The organism is Mycobacterium paraffinicum, from assembly GCF_025822865.1.
Taxonomy (GTDB): Bacteria; Actinomycetota; Actinomycetes; order Mycobacteriales; family Mycobacteriaceae; genus Mycobacterium; species Mycobacterium paraffinicum.
Genome location: NZ_JACKUR010000030.1, coordinates 57,004 through 76,204, shown reverse-complemented (window position 1 = coordinate 76,204; position 19,201 = coordinate 57,004). Strand labels below are relative to the sequence as shown.

General features: G+C 68.6%; 17 protein-coding genes and 1 other RNA gene. 11 read left to right on the top strand and 7 right to left on the bottom strand.

The genetic code is table 11. The features are described from left to right. Positions 1-28: 28 nt before the first annotated feature. The 6 genes from cobC to H7J89_RS21115 are packed head-to-tail and all read left to right on the top strand — an operon-like array spanning position 29 to position 4,862. Positions 29-1,057: an Rv2231c family histidinol phosphate aminotransferase CobC gene (gene cobC, locus H7J89_RS21140; RefSeq protein WP_264046311.1), complete on the top strand. Its 1,029-nt coding sequence runs from the start codon at positions 29-31 to the stop codon at positions 1,055-1,057. Next, positions 1,054-2,187 (top strand): Nif3-like dinuclear metal center hexameric protein, encoded by a 1,134-nt coding sequence (locus tag H7J89_RS21135; protein WP_264046309.1) that lies wholly within the window; start codon positions 1,054-1,056, stop codon positions 2,185-2,187. The genes cobC and H7J89_RS21135 overlap by 4 nt, the downstream gene beginning before the upstream one ends. After that, positions 2,187-2,924, top strand: a complete 738-nt coding sequence (locus tag H7J89_RS21130; RefSeq protein ID WP_264046307.1) for a zinc ribbon domain-containing protein — start codon at positions 2,187-2,189, stop codon at positions 2,922-2,924. The genes H7J89_RS21135 and H7J89_RS21130 overlap by 1 nt, the downstream gene beginning before the upstream one ends. Continuing rightward, the gene (locus tag H7J89_RS21125; protein ID WP_264046305.1) at positions 2,921-4,042 is read left to right on the top strand and encodes a bifunctional RNase H/acid phosphatase; all 1,122 of its coding nucleotides are present in this window, start codon (positions 2,921-2,923) and stop codon (positions 4,040-4,042) included. Before H7J89_RS21130 ends, H7J89_RS21125 begins: the two co-directional genes overlap by 4 nt. A 16-nt stretch (positions 4,043-4,058) precedes the next feature. Then, positions 4,059-4,640: a TetR-like C-terminal domain-containing protein gene (locus H7J89_RS21120; protein ID WP_264046302.1), complete on the top strand. Its 582-nt coding sequence runs from the start codon at positions 4,059-4,061 to the stop codon at positions 4,638-4,640. A 21-nt stretch (positions 4,641-4,661) separates the two neighbouring features. Continuing rightward, on the top strand, positions 4,662-4,862 hold the full coding sequence (locus tag H7J89_RS21115) for a hypothetical protein (protein ID WP_264046300.1): 201 nt from the start codon (positions 4,662-4,664) through the stop codon (positions 4,860-4,862). 4 nt (positions 4,863-4,866) lie between these two features. On the opposite strand, the gene H7J89_RS21110 is transcribed toward H7J89_RS21115, so the two are convergent. From H7J89_RS21110 to H7J89_RS21095, 4 genes are all read right to left on the bottom strand, one after another. After that, a complete protein-coding gene (locus tag H7J89_RS21110; RefSeq protein ID WP_264046350.1) occupies positions 4,867-6,378 on the bottom strand; it encodes a molybdopterin-dependent oxidoreductase in 1,512 nt (503 codons plus the stop codon). A gap of 44 nt (positions 6,379-6,422) precedes the next feature. Then, positions 6,423-6,617, bottom strand: coding sequence for a ferredoxin (locus H7J89_RS21105; protein ID WP_264046298.1), 195 nt, complete (start codon positions 6,615-6,617; stop codon positions 6,423-6,425). After that, positions 6,614-7,783: a cytochrome P450 gene (locus tag H7J89_RS21100; RefSeq protein ID WP_264046296.1), complete on the bottom strand. Its 1,170-nt coding sequence runs from the start codon at positions 7,781-7,783 to the stop codon at positions 6,614-6,616. The genes H7J89_RS21105 and H7J89_RS21100 overlap by 4 nt, the downstream gene beginning before the upstream one ends. An 84-nt stretch (positions 7,784-7,867) precedes the next feature. Beyond that, complete coding sequence (locus tag H7J89_RS21095) at positions 7,868-8,578, bottom strand: 2OG-Fe(II) oxygenase (protein WP_264046294.1); 711 nt, start codon at positions 8,576-8,578, stop codon at positions 7,868-7,870. A 108-nt stretch (positions 8,579-8,686) separates the two neighbouring features. Here H7J89_RS21095 and rnpB point away from each other — a divergent pair. Continuing rightward, positions 8,687-9,087: RNase P RNA component class A (rnpB, locus tag H7J89_RS21090), an RNA gene on the top strand. Between the two features lie 6 nt (positions 9,088-9,093). On the opposite strand, the gene H7J89_RS21085 is transcribed toward rnpB, so the two are convergent. From H7J89_RS21085 to panB, 3 genes are all read right to left on the bottom strand, one after another. After that, a complete protein-coding gene (locus H7J89_RS21085) occupies positions 9,094-10,626 on the bottom strand; it encodes a CYTH and CHAD domain-containing protein (RefSeq protein WP_264046292.1) in 1,533 nt (510 codons plus the stop codon). A gap of 130 nt (positions 10,627-10,756) precedes the next feature. After that, positions 10,757-11,944 carry a glycoside hydrolase 5 family protein gene (locus H7J89_RS21080; RefSeq protein WP_264046290.1) on the bottom strand — a complete coding sequence of 396 codons (1,188 nt, stop codon included), beginning with the start codon at positions 11,942-11,944 and terminating at the stop codon, positions 10,757-10,759. Between the two features lie 153 nt (positions 11,945-12,097). Beyond that, the gene (panB, locus tag H7J89_RS21075) at positions 12,098-12,943 is read right to left on the bottom strand and encodes a 3-methyl-2-oxobutanoate hydroxymethyltransferase (protein ID WP_264046288.1); all 846 of its coding nucleotides are present in this window, start codon (positions 12,941-12,943) and stop codon (positions 12,098-12,100) included. Positions 12,944-13,074: 131 nt separating this feature from the next. Here panB and H7J89_RS21070 point away from each other — a divergent pair, with 131 nt between their 5' ends. From H7J89_RS21070 to H7J89_RS21055, 4 genes are all read left to right on the top strand, one after another. Further along, on the top strand, positions 13,075-14,469 hold the full coding sequence (locus H7J89_RS21070) for a WS/DGAT/MGAT family O-acyltransferase (protein ID WP_264046286.1): 1,395 nt from the start codon (positions 13,075-13,077) through the stop codon (positions 14,467-14,469). A gap of 56 nt (positions 14,470-14,525) precedes the next feature. After that, positions 14,526-16,082 carry an alpha/beta hydrolase gene (locus tag H7J89_RS21065; protein WP_264046285.1) on the top strand — a complete coding sequence of 519 codons (1,557 nt, stop codon included), beginning with the start codon at positions 14,526-14,528 and terminating at the stop codon, positions 16,080-16,082. 101 nt (positions 16,083-16,183) lie between these two features. Then, on the top strand, positions 16,184-17,746 hold the full coding sequence (locus tag H7J89_RS21060) for an alpha/beta hydrolase (protein WP_264046283.1): 1,563 nt from the start codon (positions 16,184-16,186) through the stop codon (positions 17,744-17,746). Positions 17,747-17,837: 91 nt separating this feature from the next. Then, a complete protein-coding gene (locus tag H7J89_RS21055; RefSeq protein ID WP_066951717.1) occupies positions 17,838-19,175 on the top strand; it encodes a glutamine synthetase family protein in 1,338 nt (445 codons plus the stop codon). The last annotated feature ends 26 nt before the right edge of the window (positions 19,176-19,201 follow it).

The window sequence follows — 19,201 nt, the reverse complement described above, 5'->3', positions numbered from 1 at the left end:
GCCCAAGCGGCCCACTAGTGTTTCTCGGATGGCGAGTCTGAACCTGAGCCCGCCTGCGACGCGCTATCACGGTGATCAGGCCGTCGCACCCGGGATGCTGGATTTCGCCGTCAACGTCCGTCACGCGCAACCGCCCGAGTGGCTGGTGCGGCGGCTGGCCGCGCGGCTGCCCGATCTTGGGCGCTACCCGAGCGCCCAGGACGTGCGCTCGGCGCAGGACGCGGTCGCGGAGCGGCACGGCCGACGACGCGACGAGGTGCTGCCGCTGGCCGGGGCCGCGGAGGGGTTCGCGTTGCTGAGCAACCTGCGTCCGGCGCGGGCGGCGATCGTCGCGCCCTCGTTCACCGAGCCGGCGGACGCGCTCAGCGCGGCCGGGGTGCCCGTGCACCACGTGGTGCTCGAGCCGCCGTTCGTCCTGGACGCGGTGACCGTTCCCGACGACGCCGACCTGGTGGTGGTGGGCAACCCCACCAATCCCACCTCGGTGCTGCACACCCGCGAGCAGCTCCTCGCGTTGCGCCGGCCCGGCCGGATCCTGGTGGTCGACGAGGCGTTCGCCGATTCGATCCCCGGCGAACCGGAGTCGCTGGCCGCTGACTCGCTGCCCGACGTGCTGGTGCTGCGGAGCCTGACCAAGACGTGGGCGCTGGCGGGATTGCGGGTTGGCTACGCCCTGGGATCCCCGGAACTGCTGGCCCGGTTGACCTCTCAGCGTGCCCACTGGCCGGTGGGGACGCTGCAGCTGGCGGCCATCGCGGCGTGTTGCGGCCGGCAGGCCGTCGCCGAGGCGGCGGCCGGCACCATGCGCCTGGCGGAGTTGCGCGCCGAGATGGTGGCCGGCCTGACGTCGGTGGGCGCCGAGGTGGTCGACGGCCGGGCCCCGTTCGTGCTGTTCCGCAGGGCGGACGCCGTTGAGATTCGAAAAACTCTGCAGGACAGGGGGATTGCCATTCGTCGCTGTGACACGTTCGTCGGCTTGGACGGGCGTTACCTGCGGGCCACGGTGCGCCGGGAGTGGCCGCTGCTGGTCGCGGCCATCGCGGAGGTGTGCGGGTGAGCGTGCGGCTGGCCGACGTCGTCGACGTGCTGGACGAGGCCTACCCGCCGCGGCTCGCCGAATCGTGGGACTCTGTGGGCCTGGTGTGCGGCGACCCCGACGATGCGATCGAGTCGGTGACCGTCGCGGTGGACGCGACGGCCGCGGTCGTCGACGAAGTTCCCGAGGGTGACCTGCTGCTGGCCCATCACCCCTTGCTGCTGCGCGGGGTCGACACCGTGGCGGCCAGCACGCCCAAGGGCGCGCTGGTGCACCGCCTGATCCGGACGGGGCGTTCGCTGTTCACCGCGCACACCAACGCCGACTCGGCCTCACCGGGCGTGTCCGATGCGCTCGCTCAGGCCCTCGGCCTCACCGTCGAAGCGGCCCTGGAGCCGCGAACGGCCGCTCCCGATCTGGACAAGTGGGTCATCTATGTGCCGCGTGACAACGCGGAAGCGGTGCAGGCGGCCGTGTTCGAGGCGGGCGCCGGGCACATCGGCGACTACTCGCACTGCAGCTGGAGCGTCAGTGGCATCGGGCAGTTCCTGCCGCACGAGGGGGCGTCGCCCGCGGTGGGCAGCGTCGGAGCCGTCGAGAGGGTGGCCGAGGACCGGTTCGAGGTCGTCGCGCCCGCTCGGATCCGGGCCGGCGTGCTGGCGGCCATGCGCGCCGCCCATCCCTACGAGGAGCCCGCGTTCGACGTCTTCGCGTTGCTGCCCCCACCCGGTGACGCCGGGTTGGGCCGCATCGGCGCCCTGCCCCGGCCCGAACCGCTGCGCGATTTCGTGGCCCGCGTCGAAGCCGCCCTGCCGCGCACGGCGTGGGGCGTGCGCGCGGCCGGCGATCCCGACTTGCCGGTATCCCGGGTCGCCGTTTGCGGCGGCGCCGGGGACTCCCTGCTCGCGGCCGTGGCCGGCGCGGGGGTGCAGGCCTACGTGACGGCCGACCTGCGGCACCATCCGGCCGACGAGCATCGCCGGGCCTCGGGCGTGGCGCTGATCGACGTGGCGCACTGGGCGAGTGAATTCCCCTGGTGCGACCAGGCCGCCGACCTGCTGCGGTCCCGTTTCGGTGCCGCGCTGCCGGTGCGGGTATGCACGATCCGCACCGACCCATGGAATATGGGGCAAATGGAGGGTGACCAGTGATGAAGGCCGAAGTCGCTCAGCAGCGTTCGCTGCTCGAGCTGTCGAAGCTGGATGCCGAGCTGTCCCGCATCACGCACCGGGCAAGCCATCTGGCGGAGCAACAGGCCTGCGAGCGGCTGCAGGAGGAACTCAGCGCCGCCGCTGACCGGGTGGGCGCCATCCGGATCGCGTTGGAGGACATCGACGTTCAGGTGTCGCGGTTCGAGTCCGAAATCGAGGCGGTCCGGCAGCGCGAGGACCGCGACAGGTCGTTGCTGCAGTCCGGTGCCACCGACGCGAAGCAACTGTCGGATCTACAGCACGAGCTCGAGACCCTGACGCGCCGCCAGGCCAGCCTGGAAGATTCGCTGCTCGATGTGATGGAGCGCCGCGAGGAGCTGCAGTCCCAGCTGGATGACGGACAGGGCAAGGTCGAAGCGCTGGAGGCCGAATTGGCCGAAGCCCAGCGGGCTCTCGATGCCGCGCTCGCCGAAATCAGCGAGACCCGGCAGGCTCATTCGTCGCGGCGCGAAACGCTGAGCGCGGCGCTGGACCCCGCCCTGTCCGCGTTGTACGAACGCCAGCGCGCCGGGGGAGGCCCGGGCGCCGGACCGTTGCTCGGCCGCCGGTGCGGTGCCTGCCGCCTCGAGATCGACCGCGGCGAAATGTCGCGGATCTCCGCCGCCGCCGAAGACGACGTGGTGCGGTGCCCGGAGTGTGGCGCGATCCTGTTGCGGGTCAAGGGGTTCGACCAGTGAAGGTGGTGATCGAGGCCGACGGGGGGTCGCGCGGCAATCCCGGCCCGGCCGGATACGGCGCCGTGGTGTGGACGGAGGACCGCTCCACGGTGCTCGCGGAGAGTAAGCAGGCCATCGGCCGGGCCACGAACAACGTGGCCGAATATCGTGGCCTGCTGGCCGGTTTGGAAGACGCCCTGCGGGTTGGTGCGGTCGAGGCCGCGGTCTTCCTGGATTCCAAGCTGCTGGTGGAGCAGATGTCGGGGCGGTGGAAGGTCAAGCATCCCGACCTGGTCGAGCTGCACGGCCAGGCCCGAAAGCTGGCGGCGCGATTCGAGCGGATCGGCTACACGTGGATTCCGCGGGACCGCAACTCCTACGCCGATCGGCTGGCCAACGAGGCGATGGATGCGGCCGCCGCCAGCGACCCCGGGGAGGATCCCGGGCAGGCCGCGGCCGAGCCCGCGAAAGTCGCTGCGGCACAGTCCCCGCCATCCCCGCAGGCGCCGGGATGGACCGGTGCGCGGGGGACGCCGACCAGGCTGCTGTTGTTACGACACGGCCAGACCGAGCTGTCGGCGCAGCGCCGCTACTCGGGCCGTGGCAACCCGGCCCTGACCGAGGTGGGGCGCCGGCAGGCGGACGCCGCGGCGCGTTATCTGGCTCAGCGCGGCGGAATCTCGGCGGTGTTCGCCTCGCCGCTGCAGCGGGCCTACGACACCGCGGCCAGGGCCGCCAAGGCGCTCGGCCTGGACGTGACCGTCGACGACGACTTGATCGAGACCGACTTCGGCGCCTGGGAGGGATTGACGTTCGCCGAGGCCGCCGAGCACGACCCGGAGCTGCACGGGCGCTGGCTGCGGGACACCGGCACCACCCCGCCGGGCGGTGAAAGCTTCGACGACGTGCTCGACCGGGTCCTGAACGCCCGCGAACGCATCATCGCCGCGCACCAGGGCACGACGGTGCTGGTGGTGTCCCACGTGACGCCGATCAAGATGCTGCTGCGGCTCGCGCTGGAGGCCGGGCCGGGAATCCTGTACCGGTTGCACCTCGACCTGGCGTCTCTGAGCATTGCGGAGTTCTATTCTGACGGTGCGTCTTCTGTGCGTTTGGTGAACCAGACGGGCTACCTGTAGGCGTTAAGGAGAACTCATGCGGCCGTCTGAACCATCAGGAGATTCGATTCCTGCGGAAGTTCGGGCGCTGGTGATGCCGGCCGTGCTCGACGAGTTGACCCGATGGGGCGTCGAGCGGTTCAGCATCGAGGCGTTGGCCGAGCGGCATCACTTGGATCCCGCGATGGTGTACCGGTACTGGGCAGATCGGCGCCAACTCATCGTCGACGCGGTTCTCTCCGATGTCGAGAAGGTCAGTTCGGGAACCGACACCGGCTCATTGCGGGGGGACTTAGAGGCCTTGGCCCGCAATGTGACCAACCGGATCAACACTGAAATCGGCTGCACACTATTGCGCGCGCTGGTGATGGACCGCCGCGGTGGGCACGATGAACTCACTCGCTTGAGGTTCTGGCGGGCACATTTCGGTGCGATGCGCGCGGTCGTGGACCGGGCCAGGGAGCGCGGCGAATTGCGCGACGACGTCAACACCCTGGCTGCGGTTCAGATCTTGCTGGCGCCGCTCAACATTCGGGCCCTGTACTCCGACGTTCCCGTCGACGACGACTATTGCGCCGCCATCGTCGACATGGCATGGCACGCCCTCGCCCGGCGGTGAGCCTGGTCGTACCATCCGCCTATGAGAAGGACATTCGTCGCGACACTAGCCTTGGGTTCGATCGTCGCCTTGTTCGGTTTGATCTGGGCGCTTCAGGGATTCGGGGTGCTCGGTGGTAGCCCGATGAGCAACACCACGACCTGGTCAGTCATCGGTCCGATCACGGCGGTGATCGGCATCGTGATCGCGGTAGTCAGCTGGCGCAAACTCTCGTCGAAATAGGGGTTCACGTCCCCGTCACGGTGAAGTCCACCGTGTGCCAGCCGGTGGCGCCGTCGGGGACCGTAGCGGCCCTGTCCGCGGTCTGGGTGGCACCGGTGTTGTCGGTGGCGCGCACCGTGATGGTGTGCCGCCCAGGGCTCTTCGCCTGCCAGGGAAAGCTCCACAGCCGCCACGTCTCGTTGGAGTAGCTCGCGCCCTGTTCGGCGGCCTGCCACGCGCCGTCGTCGATGCGGACCTCCACGAGCCGCACGCCCCGATTCTGCGCCCACGCGACACCGCCGAAAACCACCGGACCCACCGGCACCCGCTGACCGCTTTTCGGCACGTCGATCCGCGACTCCGTCTTGACGGGTGCGCGCGGTGCCCAGCCCTGCCGCGTCCAGTAGGCCTCCGCCTTGTCAAAGCGGGTCAGCTCCATGTCGACGACCCACTTGGTCGCAGACACGTACCCGTAGAGTCCGGGCACGACCAGCCGGGCCGGATAGCCGTGTTCGATCGGCAGGGGCTCGCCGTTGAGGGCGACCGCCAGCAGCGCGTCGCGGCCATCGGTGAGCGCCTCCACCGGCGTGCCGGCGGTGAACCCGTCGATCGACGTCGACAGCACCATGTCGGCTTCCGGACGCACACCGGCCGCGGCCAACAGATCGGCCACTCGATAGCCCGTCCAGACGCCGGTCGAAATAAGTTCGCCGCCAACGGGATTGGACACGCACGTGAGCGTCGCCACCTTTTCTACCACGGCAAAGCCGGCGAGGTCGGCGAAGGTGTAGGTGGCTTCCCGGTTCACCATGCCGTGAATGCGCAGCCGCCAGTCGGAGTGGCTGAGTTGGGGAACGGTGAGAGCGGTGTCCACCCGGTAGAAGTCGGCGCCGGGGGTGACGAAGCTCGGCAGCGCAACGCCTTTCGGCTGCACGTCAGCGGGTATCGGGGGCGCCGAGGTGCGTGGCCTGGGCGGCGTGAAGCTGGTGCGATCCGCGGCCACCGAATGCACCAACCGAGTGATCACCGCACCCGCCACGCCGCTCACGACTCCGAATCCGAGCACGCCGAGCACGACCAACCTGCGCCTGCCGGCATCGGGCTCGTCGTGGTCGCCGGTGTCTTCGGGGACCGGCCGAAAATGACGGGTGAGCAGGCGCAGCGCCGCGACGCCGCAGGCAGCGCCCGCGATGGTCGGGATCGTGTCGAGCGCCGTCGCGCCCGGACGCGACAGCACCGCGACGCATCCGAGCACGCCCGCCGCGGCGATCACCGCGCTACCGATCGGGCGGCGCCGAGTCTCGAACGTCCCGGCAATGGCGGCGATTGCGGCGATCACCACCAGCACGGCCGCGGCCAGGAAGAGTTTGTCCAACGAGCCCAGGGTCTGAATCGCCCACTCTTTGACCGGGCCCGGTGTCAGGTCGACGACGGCCGCGCCGATCGCGGCCCGTGCGTCGGCCCGCGCACCGAAGGGGATGCCCACCAGCTGGGCCACCCCGAGCGCGGTTGCCGCGGCGGCGACCCCGGCGATCATCCGCTCGTTCGACGGCGCGGCGGCCACCGGAGTCACGTTCTGCTTCAACGGGTTAGGGAGATGGCGCCTTCGGGGCAGTTTTGCTCCGCCGTGACGGCCTGCGCCTCGAGCTCGCCGGACACCTCATCGACGAGCACGACGGAGTGGCCGACCTCGTCGGCGTCGAAGACGTCGGGCGCCAGGGTGTAGCAGCGCCCGTGCCCCGTGCAGCGGTCGGCGTCGACGACTATCCGGGTCATGGCGCCGGAAACACCAGCGGCAGCGACTCCACCGAACGCAGCGCGGCGGTGTAGGTCAGCTGGGTGCCGGGCTTGATCTCGTAATCCGGTATGCGCCGGTGGAATTCGCGTAACGCCACCCGCAGCTCCATACGGGCGAGGTGGGAGCCGAGGCAGCGGTGTGGGCCGCCGCCGAATGCGCGGTGCCGGTTCGGGTTGCGGGTGAAGTCCACCAGCTCCGGGTCGGCGAACTCGGCGGGGTCGGTGTTGGCGGCGCCCAGTAGCGGGCTGACCCGTTCGCCCTTGCTGATGGGACACCCGCCGACCTCGACGTCCTGGATTGCGACGCGGGCGACGCCGGGCACCGGCGTCTCCCAGCGCAGCAACTCCTCGATCGCGCCCGGCAACACGTCGGGCTGCTCGGCCAGCTGACGACGGTGGTCGGGGTGGCGCGCGAGGTACACGAAAAAGCAGTCGAGCGAATCGGTGACCGTGTCCAGGCCGGCGATCAGGAACAAAAAGCAGATGTCCAGGAGTTCTTCGCGCGACAGCGGCTGCCCAGCGATGTCGGCGGCGATCATCGCCGACAGCACGTCGTCGCGGGGGCTGGCGATGTGGTCGTCGATGGCACGGTCGAAGTAGTCGTAAATCTGTTGCGCGACTGTCGCGGAGCTGTCGTGGCGGCGGTCGAAGCCGGAATCCCCCTCCGGGCGGATCACGCCGTCCTTCCATTCCAGGAACTTGTCGAGGTCCTCCAGCGGCAACCCGAGCAGCTGCAGGAAGACGGTGCACGGCAAGGGCACCGCGAACTCGGCGTGGAAGTCGCATTCGCCCCGGTCGGCGAAGCGGTCGATCATCTCGTTCACCAGTTCGGTGACGCGCGGTTCGCGCCGGGCCATCTCCCGCGGGGTGAACAGCGGGTCGAGGATGCGGCGGTACTTCGCGTGTTCGGGTGGGTCGATTTGCAGGGGGATCAGCGGCCGCACGTTGCCCAGGTCGACGGCGTCCATGTTCGACGAGAACAGCTCGGTGTGTTTGAGCGCCATCTCGATGTCGGCCAGCCGGCTGAGAACCACCGCCTGCGGCGACCGGAACACCGGGCTCGTTTCGCGCAGCGCCTTGTACATCGGCTGCGGCTCCGCGAGACCCGTCACGGTCTGGTCGACGAACCCTTCGGTATCTGTCATCTGGTCAGACTGGCACCAACATCCCCGCTGGGCAATGGTCAATGCTAAGCGGTCGCACAATCGGTGTGCGGCGGTCCGGAAACCTCAGGCCGCGTCGTGAAAGATCAGCCCGATGGCGTAACGCTCACCGGAGCGCACCACCGACACCCCGTGCCGCACCGGAGCCGCGGACCAGCCGCGGCTCGAGGGCACCGGCCGCTCCCGCGTGGTGAACACGAAACCATGGCCCTGCGGCAATTGCGTTGCGGTGCCACGGGACTGCGCGCGCGGCCGCTGTTCGACGAGCAGGAATTCGCCACCGGTGTAGTCGGTGTCGGGTTCGCTCAGGTTGATCACCACCTGTAGCGGAAAAACCAAGTCGCCGTAGAGGTCTCGGTGCAAGGCGTTCCAGTCGCCCGGGCCGTACCTGAGCATCAGCGCCGTGGACCGGGTCTGGCCGGCCGCGTGGCAGGTGGCCAGCCAATCGTCGAGCCTGTCCGGCCAGGGCGCATCGCGGCCCAGCTTTGCCCACCAGTCGCGGGCGATCGGCAACAGGCGGGGGTACAGCGCCTGTTTGAGCTCCTCGATCGGGTCGGGATAGGGCGCGTGGAAGTAGCGGTACTGCCCGGCGCCGTACCGCTTGGGCGCCATGTCGATGGTCGAGCGGAACAGGGCGTCGTCGCCGTAGAGCTTGCGGAGCCGGGCCGCCTCGCCTGCGGTGACCAGCCGCGGCAGCAGCGCCCCGCCGTACTCGTCGACCGCGGCGGCGATGGCGTCCCAGTCGCCGGAGTCGACGCGCTTCGTCCACCGGGACATCCGCGTCCTTTCGTGTGCCTGCCTGCGAGGTCCACCATAGAGCCGCGCCGATCCTCCGATAGTTGCTGGCCCCGGCATCGCGCAGGTAGTACCGTGGATCGTCGCGGACGAGTTGGCCGGGCGGCCGCGGACCGTCGCAAGGCGGTTCGAGGAAAGTCCGGACTTCACAGAGCAGGGTGATTGCTAACGGCAATCCGAGGTGACTCGCGGGACAGTGCCACAGAAAACAGACCGCCACCCTCGCGGTGGTAAGGGTGAAACGGTGCGGTAAGAGCGCACCAGCATCCCGGGTGACCGGGGTGGCTAGGCAAACCCCACCCGAAGCAAGGCCAAGAAGGCCGCACCGAAGGGTGCGGCCGCGCAGGCGTCCGAGGGTTGCTCGCCCGAGCCTGCGGGTAGGCCGCTCGAGGCACCCGGCGACGGTGTGCCCAGATGGATGGTCGCCACTGTGCATCTCCGGCTGCCGGAGGTGTGCAGAACAGAATCCGGCTTACAGGCCAACTCGTCCGCCCTGCTCAGTGCCGGGCCTTGCGCACCGCCTTGGCGAGTTGGCGCAACGCGTCGTCGAGCTGCTGTTCGCACCGCTCGGCCAAGTCGGCCTCCTGCTGGTACAGCAGGCCGTAGGTGAAGGTGTCCTCGCCGGCGGTGTGCGCGGCTTCGGATTCGTGACGCAGGTGTTCGCGGCTGACCACGCTGTCCTGGTGGTCACCGAGCAGCGACTGGACGGCCTTCGACTGCTCGGAGACCTTGTCCTCGCCGGTGGCCGCCGCGGTGTAGCGAAGTCGCTTGACCCGCTTGCGGATCCGGTGCACTGCCTCGTCGCGCTGGTGCTGGTCGTCCGGGTGGTCCCGGTAAACCTGCGCGGCGGCCCTGGCGGCCTTGCGGACCTTCTTGTAGGCGGCGTCGATGGTGACCGGCGCGTGTTCTTCATCCGAGGCGCTGCCGGGGGTTTGCGCCGCGATCGCGTCGAGTGCGTCGAGCAGCCGGAAATAGCGCTGCGAACGCATGGCCATCAGCGACCGGCGCAGCCCCGTCTGGTAACGGCGCTGGGCGCCCCCGACCAGCCGCTCGTGCACCGGCCCGCGCACCAAATCCGGTGTCAGCCCGTCCAATTGGCGCTCGTAACGTTCCGCCAGGACCTCGGCGTCGCGCGCGATGCCGAGGATGGCGGCCAGCTCGCGCAGCTCGTCGAGAACCCAGCCGTCGTCGGGCAATCCGAACGATTCCTGGTAGTCGCGCAGCAGGCTGCGCAGCTTGCGGGTGGTGACCCGCATCTGGTGAATGGAATCGAAGGCGTCGGCCCGCACGGCGCGATCCCACACCAGCAGTTCGCGAATCTGCTCGGCCACCGCGCGCTGCAAGGGGTGCTCGGCGGACTGCGCGCTGTCGGGCTGTGGCGTGGTGCCGAGCACGCGTGCCAACTTGGAGGCATGTCCGGCGGGTGCGGCGCCGGCGTCGAGCAGCCGGTTACCCAGCCGGTTCAACAGCTCCGTGTCCGGGGCCCCGTTCTTCTCGGCAAGCTCGAGCTCCCATTCGCGCCACTCCTGCTGGGTGGGTTCCAGGTCGGCGTCCTCGGACGTACGGGCCGACCACGCGGTGACGTGGTCATTGCTGAACTCCGCCAGCGGCGCGCCGTCGGCGGCGTAGAGCACGTGGTTTTCGCGTTGGGTGGTGATCCGCGCCACCGGTACTAGGGGGCGGTCGCGGACGATCGCCAGCACGACGTCCACCAACTCCTCCGGGACGGTGTCGGTGCCGGACGCGTCCAGCGGCACCCGGACCTCGGTGCGGGCCTCGGGACCGGTCGGCAGCTTCAGGTGCCACCCCGCATCGGAGCCACCGGTGCGGCGGCGCAGGGTGATCTTGTTGCGGGCTAGGTCCTGTGCCGGGGTGTCGAAGTACGTCGCGTCCAAAGTCTGAGTCGGCGACTTGTCGACGTGCGCCACGGCGGCGATGCCTTCGAACGAAGGTGACACGGTGGATTCGCCAACGTCGAACTTGCGCTCCACCTCTCGATGGCGCGAGGCTTGCGGCGCTTTTGCAGGCATGTTCGGCTCCGTTGCGGCGCGTCGCCGCGGCCTTGAACGTCGTGGACGGTGGTGATGGGCTCTCATAGCCTGCCATACCGCGGTGACGCAGATGGCGGCGATGGCCCGCGGGTTGCTGCCCGCCCGGGCGCTATGGCGGTGGCGGCGGGGGACCTTCGCGGAGATGCATCGCCAGGCCGCCCACCTCGCGGATCGTCTGAATCTCGGGATCGCGGAACGGCCGCCCGTCGGGCGCGAGCAGATCGTGGAACCATTCAGCCGGCATAGCGGGGTTGGGATGTTCCCATGAGTCCCAGGGGAAGAAGGTCTGCGTTTTCCCGGCGACCAGGCCCCAGTTGAACGCGCCGACGTTGTAGCGCTTCGCGATGGGCAGCACACCCTGGACCGTGCTGCCCAACGGCCGGGCCATGTATTCGGTGCACAGGATCGGTCGACCCAGGGGTGTGAGCTCGGCGATCCGGCTCTCGAACTTCGCGGGCGGGTCATAGGAGTGGAACGTGATCACGTCGGAGTTGTCCAGCTGAATGCCGCTGATCGCGCTGCGGCGGCCGGGGTCCGCCCACTCGCCGTCCCAGACGGCGCTCGTCAGCGGCTGGCTCGGGTCGACCGAACGGGCCCAGCCGAACACCTGCGGCAACAGGTCGGCGACCAGGTCCAGCTTGTCGGCCCGCTCGACCGAGCGGTAGTACTTCGAGGGATTGTCGGGTTCGTTCCACAGGTCCCAGCCCAAAACGCGGTCGTCGGTGCGGAACTGAGCCAGCACCCCGGTGACGTAGTCGCGCAGGGTCGGGATGTAGCTGTGTTCACCGAGGCGTTGCGCACCCGGGCTCTGCACCCAGCCCGAGTTGTGCACGCCGGGCGTCGGCGCGCGCTGCGGACCCGATTGGGGGTGCGGATCCCAACAGGAGTCGAACAAGACGAACAGCGGCTTGATGTCGTGGCGCGCCGCGATGTCGACGAACTGGGCGAGGCGGACTTGGAACTCGCGTGGGCCCTGCTCCCACAGCAGATCGTGCAGGAAGACGCGCACCGCGTTGAACCCGCTGGCGTGGGCCCAGTCCAGTTCGGTGTCGATTCGCCGGGGATCGAACGTATCGGCCTGAAACATCTCCAGCTGGTTGATGGCGTTCGAGGTGATGTAGTTCACCCCAACCGGCCAGGGCTGCGCCTGATACCACCGGTTGGCGCGCTCGGGCGACCAGCGGCCTGCCTGCGGCGAGGTGCCGGGCGCGGGTTCCGCGGCCGCGCGAGGTGCTCGGCTCAGTGCAGCGCCTCCTGCCAGTAGCAGGGGAAGCTTGAGCACCGTTCGACGGTGCACGAAGTCCCCGCAAATTCCCCGGTCGATGTATTCACCCTTGCTCTCGGAGTAGAGAATTTATCCAAGAGCAATCGTACCCGCCTGCCACACAAGGATTTTCGGAAATCGACAGGATCGGGGGTTGCGGTGGGCGGAAACCTCGGGTGGCTTCCGTCAGAAGCAGTGCTCGTCGGCCGGGAAGACGCCCTCGGCCACTTCTTGCGCATATTGCATTGCGGCCCGGCGCAATTCCCCGCCGATGTCGCCGAACCGCTTGACGAAGCGGGCGGCCTTGCCGCTGCTGACGCCGGCCATGTCTTGCCACACCAGGACCTGGCCGTCGCAGTTCGGGCCGGCTCCGATGCCGATGGTCGGGATGGTCAGCTTGCCGGTGATCTGGGTGGCCAGGTCGGCCGGCACCATCTCCATGACGACGGAGAAGGCCCCGGCTTCGGCGACGGCGATCGCGTCGGCGACGGTCTGTTCCGCGGCGTCACCGCGGCCCTGGACACGGAAGCCGCCCAAGCTGTTCACGCTCTGCGGCGTGAACCCGATGTGCGCCATCACGGGGATGCCCGCCGCGGTCAGGCAGGCGATCTGCTCGGCGACCCGCTCACCACCCTCGAGTTTGACGGCGTGTGCGCCGCCCTCCTTCATGAAGCGGGTAGCCGACGCCAGGGCCGCGGCCGGCCCCGCCTCGTAGCTGCCGAACGGCAGGTCCGCGACGACCAGGGCGTGGCGGGCGCCCCGCACGACGCCGCGCACCAGCGGGATCATCTCGTCGATCGACACGGGCACCGTGGTGTCGTAGCCGTACACGACGTTGGCGGCCGAGTCGCCGACCAGCAGGACCGGAATGCCCGCCTCGTCGAAAATGCGGGCGGTCGAATAGTCGTAGGCCGTGAGCATGGCCCACTTGTGCCCTTCGGCCTTCATCTTCTGCAGGTGGTGTGTGCGAATTTTGGTGAGCGGCTGCGCGTGCTCGGACGTGCCTGCACCGTAAACGTTTTGCTCAGACATCATTGTCCCTATGGGTGGTCGGTTCGATCCTCGTGGCCGGATAAGGTCCCCGGGTTCGTCTGACGGTGCCATTCTGCCATTTCTTCTGCGCGGTTGCACCGGTCGTGTGATGTGAGACATACCATGCTCGGATGCAGCGGCTCAGCGGACTCGACGCCAGCTTCCTCTACCTGGAGACCGCGTCGCAGCCCATGCACGTGTGCTCGATCATGGAGTTGGACACCTCGACGATGCCCGGCGGCTACACCTTCGACCGGCTGCGCGACGCGTTGGCACTGCGCATCAAAGCGATCCCGGAGTTCCGCGAGAAGCTGGCCGACAACCTGCTGAATCTCGATCATCCGGTCTGGGTGGACGACGCGAACTTCGATCTCGACCGCCATCTGCACCGGATCGCGCTGCCCGCGCCGGGTGGCCGCGCCGAGCTCGCCGAGATCTGCGGGCATATCGCGGAGTCGCCGTTGGACCGGCGTCGGCCGCTGTGGGAGATGTGGGTCGTCGAGGGCGTGGCGGGCACCGATTGCCATCGTGACGGAAGGCTGGCGGTGATGACCAAGGTGCATCACGCCGGCGTCGACGGCGTGACCGGCGCCAACCTGATGTCACAGCTTTGCGGCACTGAACCGGACGCCCCGCCGCCGGACCCGGCCCGCGGGGTGGGCGGCGCCAGTGGGTGGCAGATCGCCGCGGGCGGGCTCGTCCGATTCGCCGCCCGGCCGCTGCAGCTGGCCAATGTGGTGCCCGACACCGTCTCCTCGGTGGTCGCCACGCTGCGGCGGGCGCGCGAGGGCCAAGCGATGGCGCGGCCGTTCGCCGCGCCCGCCACCGCGTTCAACGCCCGGATCACCGACCGCCGAAACATCGCCTACGCCGAATTGAATCTCGACGACATCAAAACGGTGAAAAATCGATTCGACGGCGTCAAAGTCAACGACGTGGTGATGGCGTTGGTGTCCGCTGTGCTGCGCCAATACCTGGCCGACCGAAACGCTTTGCCGGACGCGCCGTTGGTGGCCTCGGTGCCGGTTTCCGTGCACGGAAAATCCGACCGGCCCGGCCGCAACCAGGTGTCGGCGATGTTCTCCAGCCTGCATACCGAAATCGCGGATCCGGTGAAGCGCCTGAAGGTCATCGCCCATGCGAATTCGGTTGCCAAGGAACACAGTTCCGCCATCGGCGCGTCGCTGTTACAGGATTGGACGCAGTTCGCCGCGCCGGCGGTTTTCGGTATCGCGATGCGGCTCTATGCCAGGACGCGGTTCACCGACAGCATGCCGGTGCACAACCTGGTGGTGTCCAACGTGCCGGTCCCGCAGGTGCCGCTGTACATGCTGGGCTGTGAGGTCAAGGCGATGTATCCGCTGGGGCCGATCTTCCACGGGTCAGGACTCAACATCACCGCGATGTCGCTGCGGGGCAAGTTGGACGTCGGGCTGCTCTCGTGCCCCGATCTGTTGCCGGACTTGTGGGAGATGGCCGACGAGTTCGCGGTGGCGATGGAGGAGTTGCTCGCGGCCACCCGATAGCCGGCCGTGGTGCCGCTCATCAGGATCTCAGGTTTCCTCTGGCAGCATATGTTGGCATGGGTCTGTCTCGCCGCGACAAGGTCGCGCGCACGCTGCTGGTTTGGACAACGGTCGCTGCCGTGGCGCTTCTTCTCGCGGGCTGCGTGCGCGTCGTCGGCGGCCGCGCCCTGCTGGCGGAACCCAAGCTCGGACAGGCGGTGGAGTGGACACCGTGTCGGACGGCGAACCCGAAGGTCAAGATTCCCGCCGGAGCAATGTGCGGCAAGCTGGCGGTGCCGGTCGACTACGACCACCTCGACGGTGACGTGGCGACGCTGGCGATGATTCGCTTCCCCGCCACCGGGGACAAGATCGGTTCGTTGGTGATCAACCCCGGCGGTCCCGGCGAGTCCGGTATGGAGGCCGCCCTGGGTGTCGTCCAATCGCTGCCGAAACGGGTCCGCGAACGGTTCGACCTGGTCGGCTTCGACCCCCGCGGGGTGGGGTCGTCGCGGCCGTCCGTCTGGTGCAACTCGGACGCCGACAACGATCGGCTGCGCACGGAGCCGAACGTCGACTACAGCCCGGCCGGCGTGGCCCACATCGAGGACGAGACCAAGGAATTCGTGGGCCGCTGCGTCGACAAGATGGGCAAGAATTTCCTGGCCAACATCGGCACGGTCAACGTCGCCAGGGACCTGGACGCGATCCGGGCGGCGCTGGGCGACGACAAGCTGACCTACCTCGGCTACTCCTACGGCACCCGGATCGGCTCCGCCTATGCCGAGGCCTACCCAGACAAGGTGCGGGCGATGATCCTCGACGGAGCCGTCGACCCCAACGCCGACCCCATCGAGGCAGACCTGCGCCAGGCCAAGGGTTTTCAGGACGCGTTCAACGACTTCGCCACCGATTGCGCCAAGCAGTCGAGCTGCCCGCTGGGCACCGACCCGGCCAAGGCCGTCGACGTCTACCACAGCCTGATCGACCCGCTCGTCGACCCCAACAACCCGATGGTCGGCAGGCCCGCTCCCACGAACGACCCACGCGGACTGAGCTATAGCGACGCCATCGTCGGCACGATCATGGCGCTGTACTCGCCGACGTTGTGGCACCACCTGACCGACGGACTCGGCGAACTGGTCAACCACCGAGGCGACACCCTGCTCGCCCTAGCCGACATGTACATGCGCCGTGACGCGCACGGCCACTACACCAACGCCACCGACGCGCGGGTGGCGATCAACTGCGTCGACCAGCCGCCAATCACCGACCGCGCCAAGGTGATTGACGAGGACCGTCGCTCGCGGGAGATCGCGCCGTTCATGAGTTATGGCACGTTCACCGGTGACGCCCCTTTGGGCACCTGCGCGTTCTGGCCGGTGCCACCGACGAGCAAGCCGCACACCATCTCCGCGCCCGGCCTGGCGCCGACCGTGGTGGTGTCGACCACCCACGACCCGGCGACGCCCTACAAGGCCGGGGTCGATCTGGCCAACCAGCTGCGCAGTTCGCTGCTCACCTACGACGGAACCCAGCACACGGTGGTGTTCCAGGGCGACGGTTGCATCGACAACTACGTCACGGCGTATCTGGTCGGCGGCGCCACGCCCCCGAGCGGTGCGAAATGCTAGTGCGCGTGGAGGTCTGACGCCGGCCACACCCTTGGTATGGCCGTCAGACGAGACCAAGGCGTAACCGTTTCGCGCCACTTCGGGTACCCGGGGCTGACACGATGACAGCCATGTCGCGCCTGAGATCATTGAGCTCGGCGCTGCTGTCATTCGGGCTGTTGGTCGGGCAATCGGCGGTGGGACTGCCGGCGGCGGGGGCCACCCCGGAACCCGGTGCGGGGCAGACCCCCGCCCCGAAGCCGTCCGTCGCGACGCCGCAGGTGTGGGGGAGCTGCGGTCAATTCGCCACGGACACAAGCGAAGTCCCCACCGCACAATGCACCACCGTCTCCGTCCCGATCGACTACGACAACCCGGGAGCCGGCCAAGCGAAGCTGGCGGTGATCCGCGTGCCGGCGACCGGCCAACGGATCGGCGCGCTGCTGGTCAATCCGGGCGGTCCCGGCGGGTCCGCGGTGGACATGGTGACCGCAATGGCCCCGGATCTGGACGGCACGCCGATCAGGCAGCACTTCGACCTGGTCGGCTTCGACCCGCGGGGGGTGGGCCACTCGACCCCGGCGCTGCGCTGCCGTTCGGACGCCGAGTTCGACGCCTACCGGCGCGAGCCGATGGTCGACTACAGCCCGGCCGGCGTGGCACACATCGAACAGCTTTATCAGCAGCTGGCCCAGCAGTGTGTTTCCCGGATGGGCAGCGGGTTTCTGGCCAACGTCGGCACCGCGTCCGTGGCGCGCGACATGGACATGGTCCGCCAGACGCTGGGCGACGATCAGATCAACTACCTCGGCTACAGCTACGGCACCGAGCTGGGCACGGCCTACCTGGAGAAGTTCGGTGCCCACGTGCGAACGATGGTGCTCGACGGCGCGATCGACCCGACCGTCGGCCCGGTCGACGAGAACGTCCAGCAGATGGCGGGATTCCAAACCGCTTTCAACGACTACGCCGCCGACTGCGCCCGCTCGCCGGGCTGCCCCCTCGGCACCGACCCGACCCAGTTCATCAACCGTTACCACGCGCTGGTCGACCCGTTGGTCGCCAAGCCGGGCCGCACGTCGGACCCGCGCGGCCTGAGCTACGCCGACGCCACCACCGGCACCATCAACGCGCTGTACACCCCGGCGCACTGGAAGTACCTGACCAGTGGCCTGCTCGGGCTGCAGCGCGGCACCGACGCGGGCGACCTGTTGCTGCTCGCCGACGACTACGAGGGCCGGGACCGCAGCGGGCACTACACCAACGATCAGGACGCCTTCAACGCGATCCGGTGCGTTGACGCGCCCACGCCGCGGGATTCGGCGAGCTGGGTTTCCGCCGATCAGCGCATCCGCCAGGCCGCGCCCTTCCTCAGCTACGGGCAGTTCACCGGGAACGCGCCCCGCGATCTGTGTGCGCTGTGGCCGGCCCCGGCGACATCGACGCCGCACGCCGCGTCGCCCGCGGCGCCGGGCAAGGTGGTCGTGGTCTCCACCACGCACGACCCGGCCACGCCGTATCAGGCCGGGGTGAACCTGGCGCGCCAGCTGGGTGGCCCGTTGATCACCTACGACGGGACCCAGCACACCGCGGTGTTCAACGGCGACCAGTGCGTGGATGCCGCCGTCATGCGGTATCTCGTGGCGGGCACGTTGCCGCCCCCGTCCTACCGCTGCAAGTCGTGACCGCACTGAGCAGCCTGTTTGCAATGTTCGCAATTGTTGTGATCGCGCGTCGGTAACACAGAATTAACAGCTGTTGCCTACTGTTTCGGTTATGGATCGCCAGAAGGAATTCGTCCTCCGCACCCTGGAGGAACGGGATATCCGCTTTGTTCGGCTGTGGTTCACCGATGTGCTCGGTTTCCTCAAGTCGGTCGCCATCGCCCCGGCCGAACTCGAAGGCGCCTTCGAAGAGGGCATCGGCTTCGACGGATCCTCGATCGAGGGCTTCTCGCGCGTCTCGGAATCCGACACCGTGGCCAACCCGGACCCGTCGACCTTCCAGGTGCTGCCGTGGGCTTCCGGCGGTCACCACCACTCGGCGCGGATGTTCTGCGACATCACCATGCCGGACGGCTCGCCGTCCTGGGCGGACCCGCGGCACGTGCTGCGCCGCCAGCTACAGAAGGCCAACGACCTCGGGTTCTCCTGCTACGTCCACCCCGAGATCGAGTTCTTCCTGCTCAAGCCTGGCCCGGACGACGGGTCGGTGCCCGTGCCGGTCGACAACGCGGGCTATTTCGACCAGGCGGTGCACGACTCCGCCTCGAACTTCCGCCGGCACGCGATCGAGTCTCTGGAATTCATGGGCATCTCGGTGGAGTTCAGCCACCACGAAGGCGCGCCCGGCCAGCAGGAGATCGACCTGCGGTTCGCCGACGCACTGTCGATGGCCGACAACGTGATGACGTTCCGCTACGTCATCAAGGAGGTCGCGATCGAGAACGGGGCCCGGGCGTCGTTCATGCCCAAGCCGTTCGGGCAGCACCCCGGCTCGGCGATGCACACCCACATGAGCCTGTTCGAGGGTGACGTCAACGCGTTCCACAGTCCCGACGACCCGCTGCAGCTGTCCGATGTGGGCAAGTCGTTCATCGCCGGCATCCTCGAGCACGCCTCCGAGATCAGCGCGGTCACTAATCAGTGGGTGAACTCCTACAAGCGGCTGGTGCAGGGCGGTGAGGCGCCCACGGCGGCGTCGTGGGGTGCGGCCAACCGGTCGGCGCTGGTGCGGGTGCCGATGTACACCCCGCACAAGACGTCGTCGCGGCGCATCGAGGTGCGCAGCCCCGACTCGGCCTGCAACCCCTACCTGACGTTCGCCGTGTTGCTGGCCGCCGGGCTGCGCGGGGTGGAGAAGGGTTACGTGCTGGGGCCGCAGGCCGAGGACAACGTGTGGGACCTGACGCCCGAGGAGCGCATCGCGATGGGCTACCGCGAGCTGCCGACCAGCCTGGACAGCGCGCTGCGCGCCATGGAGTCCTCCGAGCTCGTCGCGGAAACCTTGGGGGAGCACGTTTTTGACTTCTTCCTGCGCAACAAGCGCACGGAGTGGGCGAACTACCGCAGCCACGTCACGCAGTACGAGCTGAGCACCTACCTGTCGCTGTAGCCCGCGTCGCCGTTAACAGGGCGGCC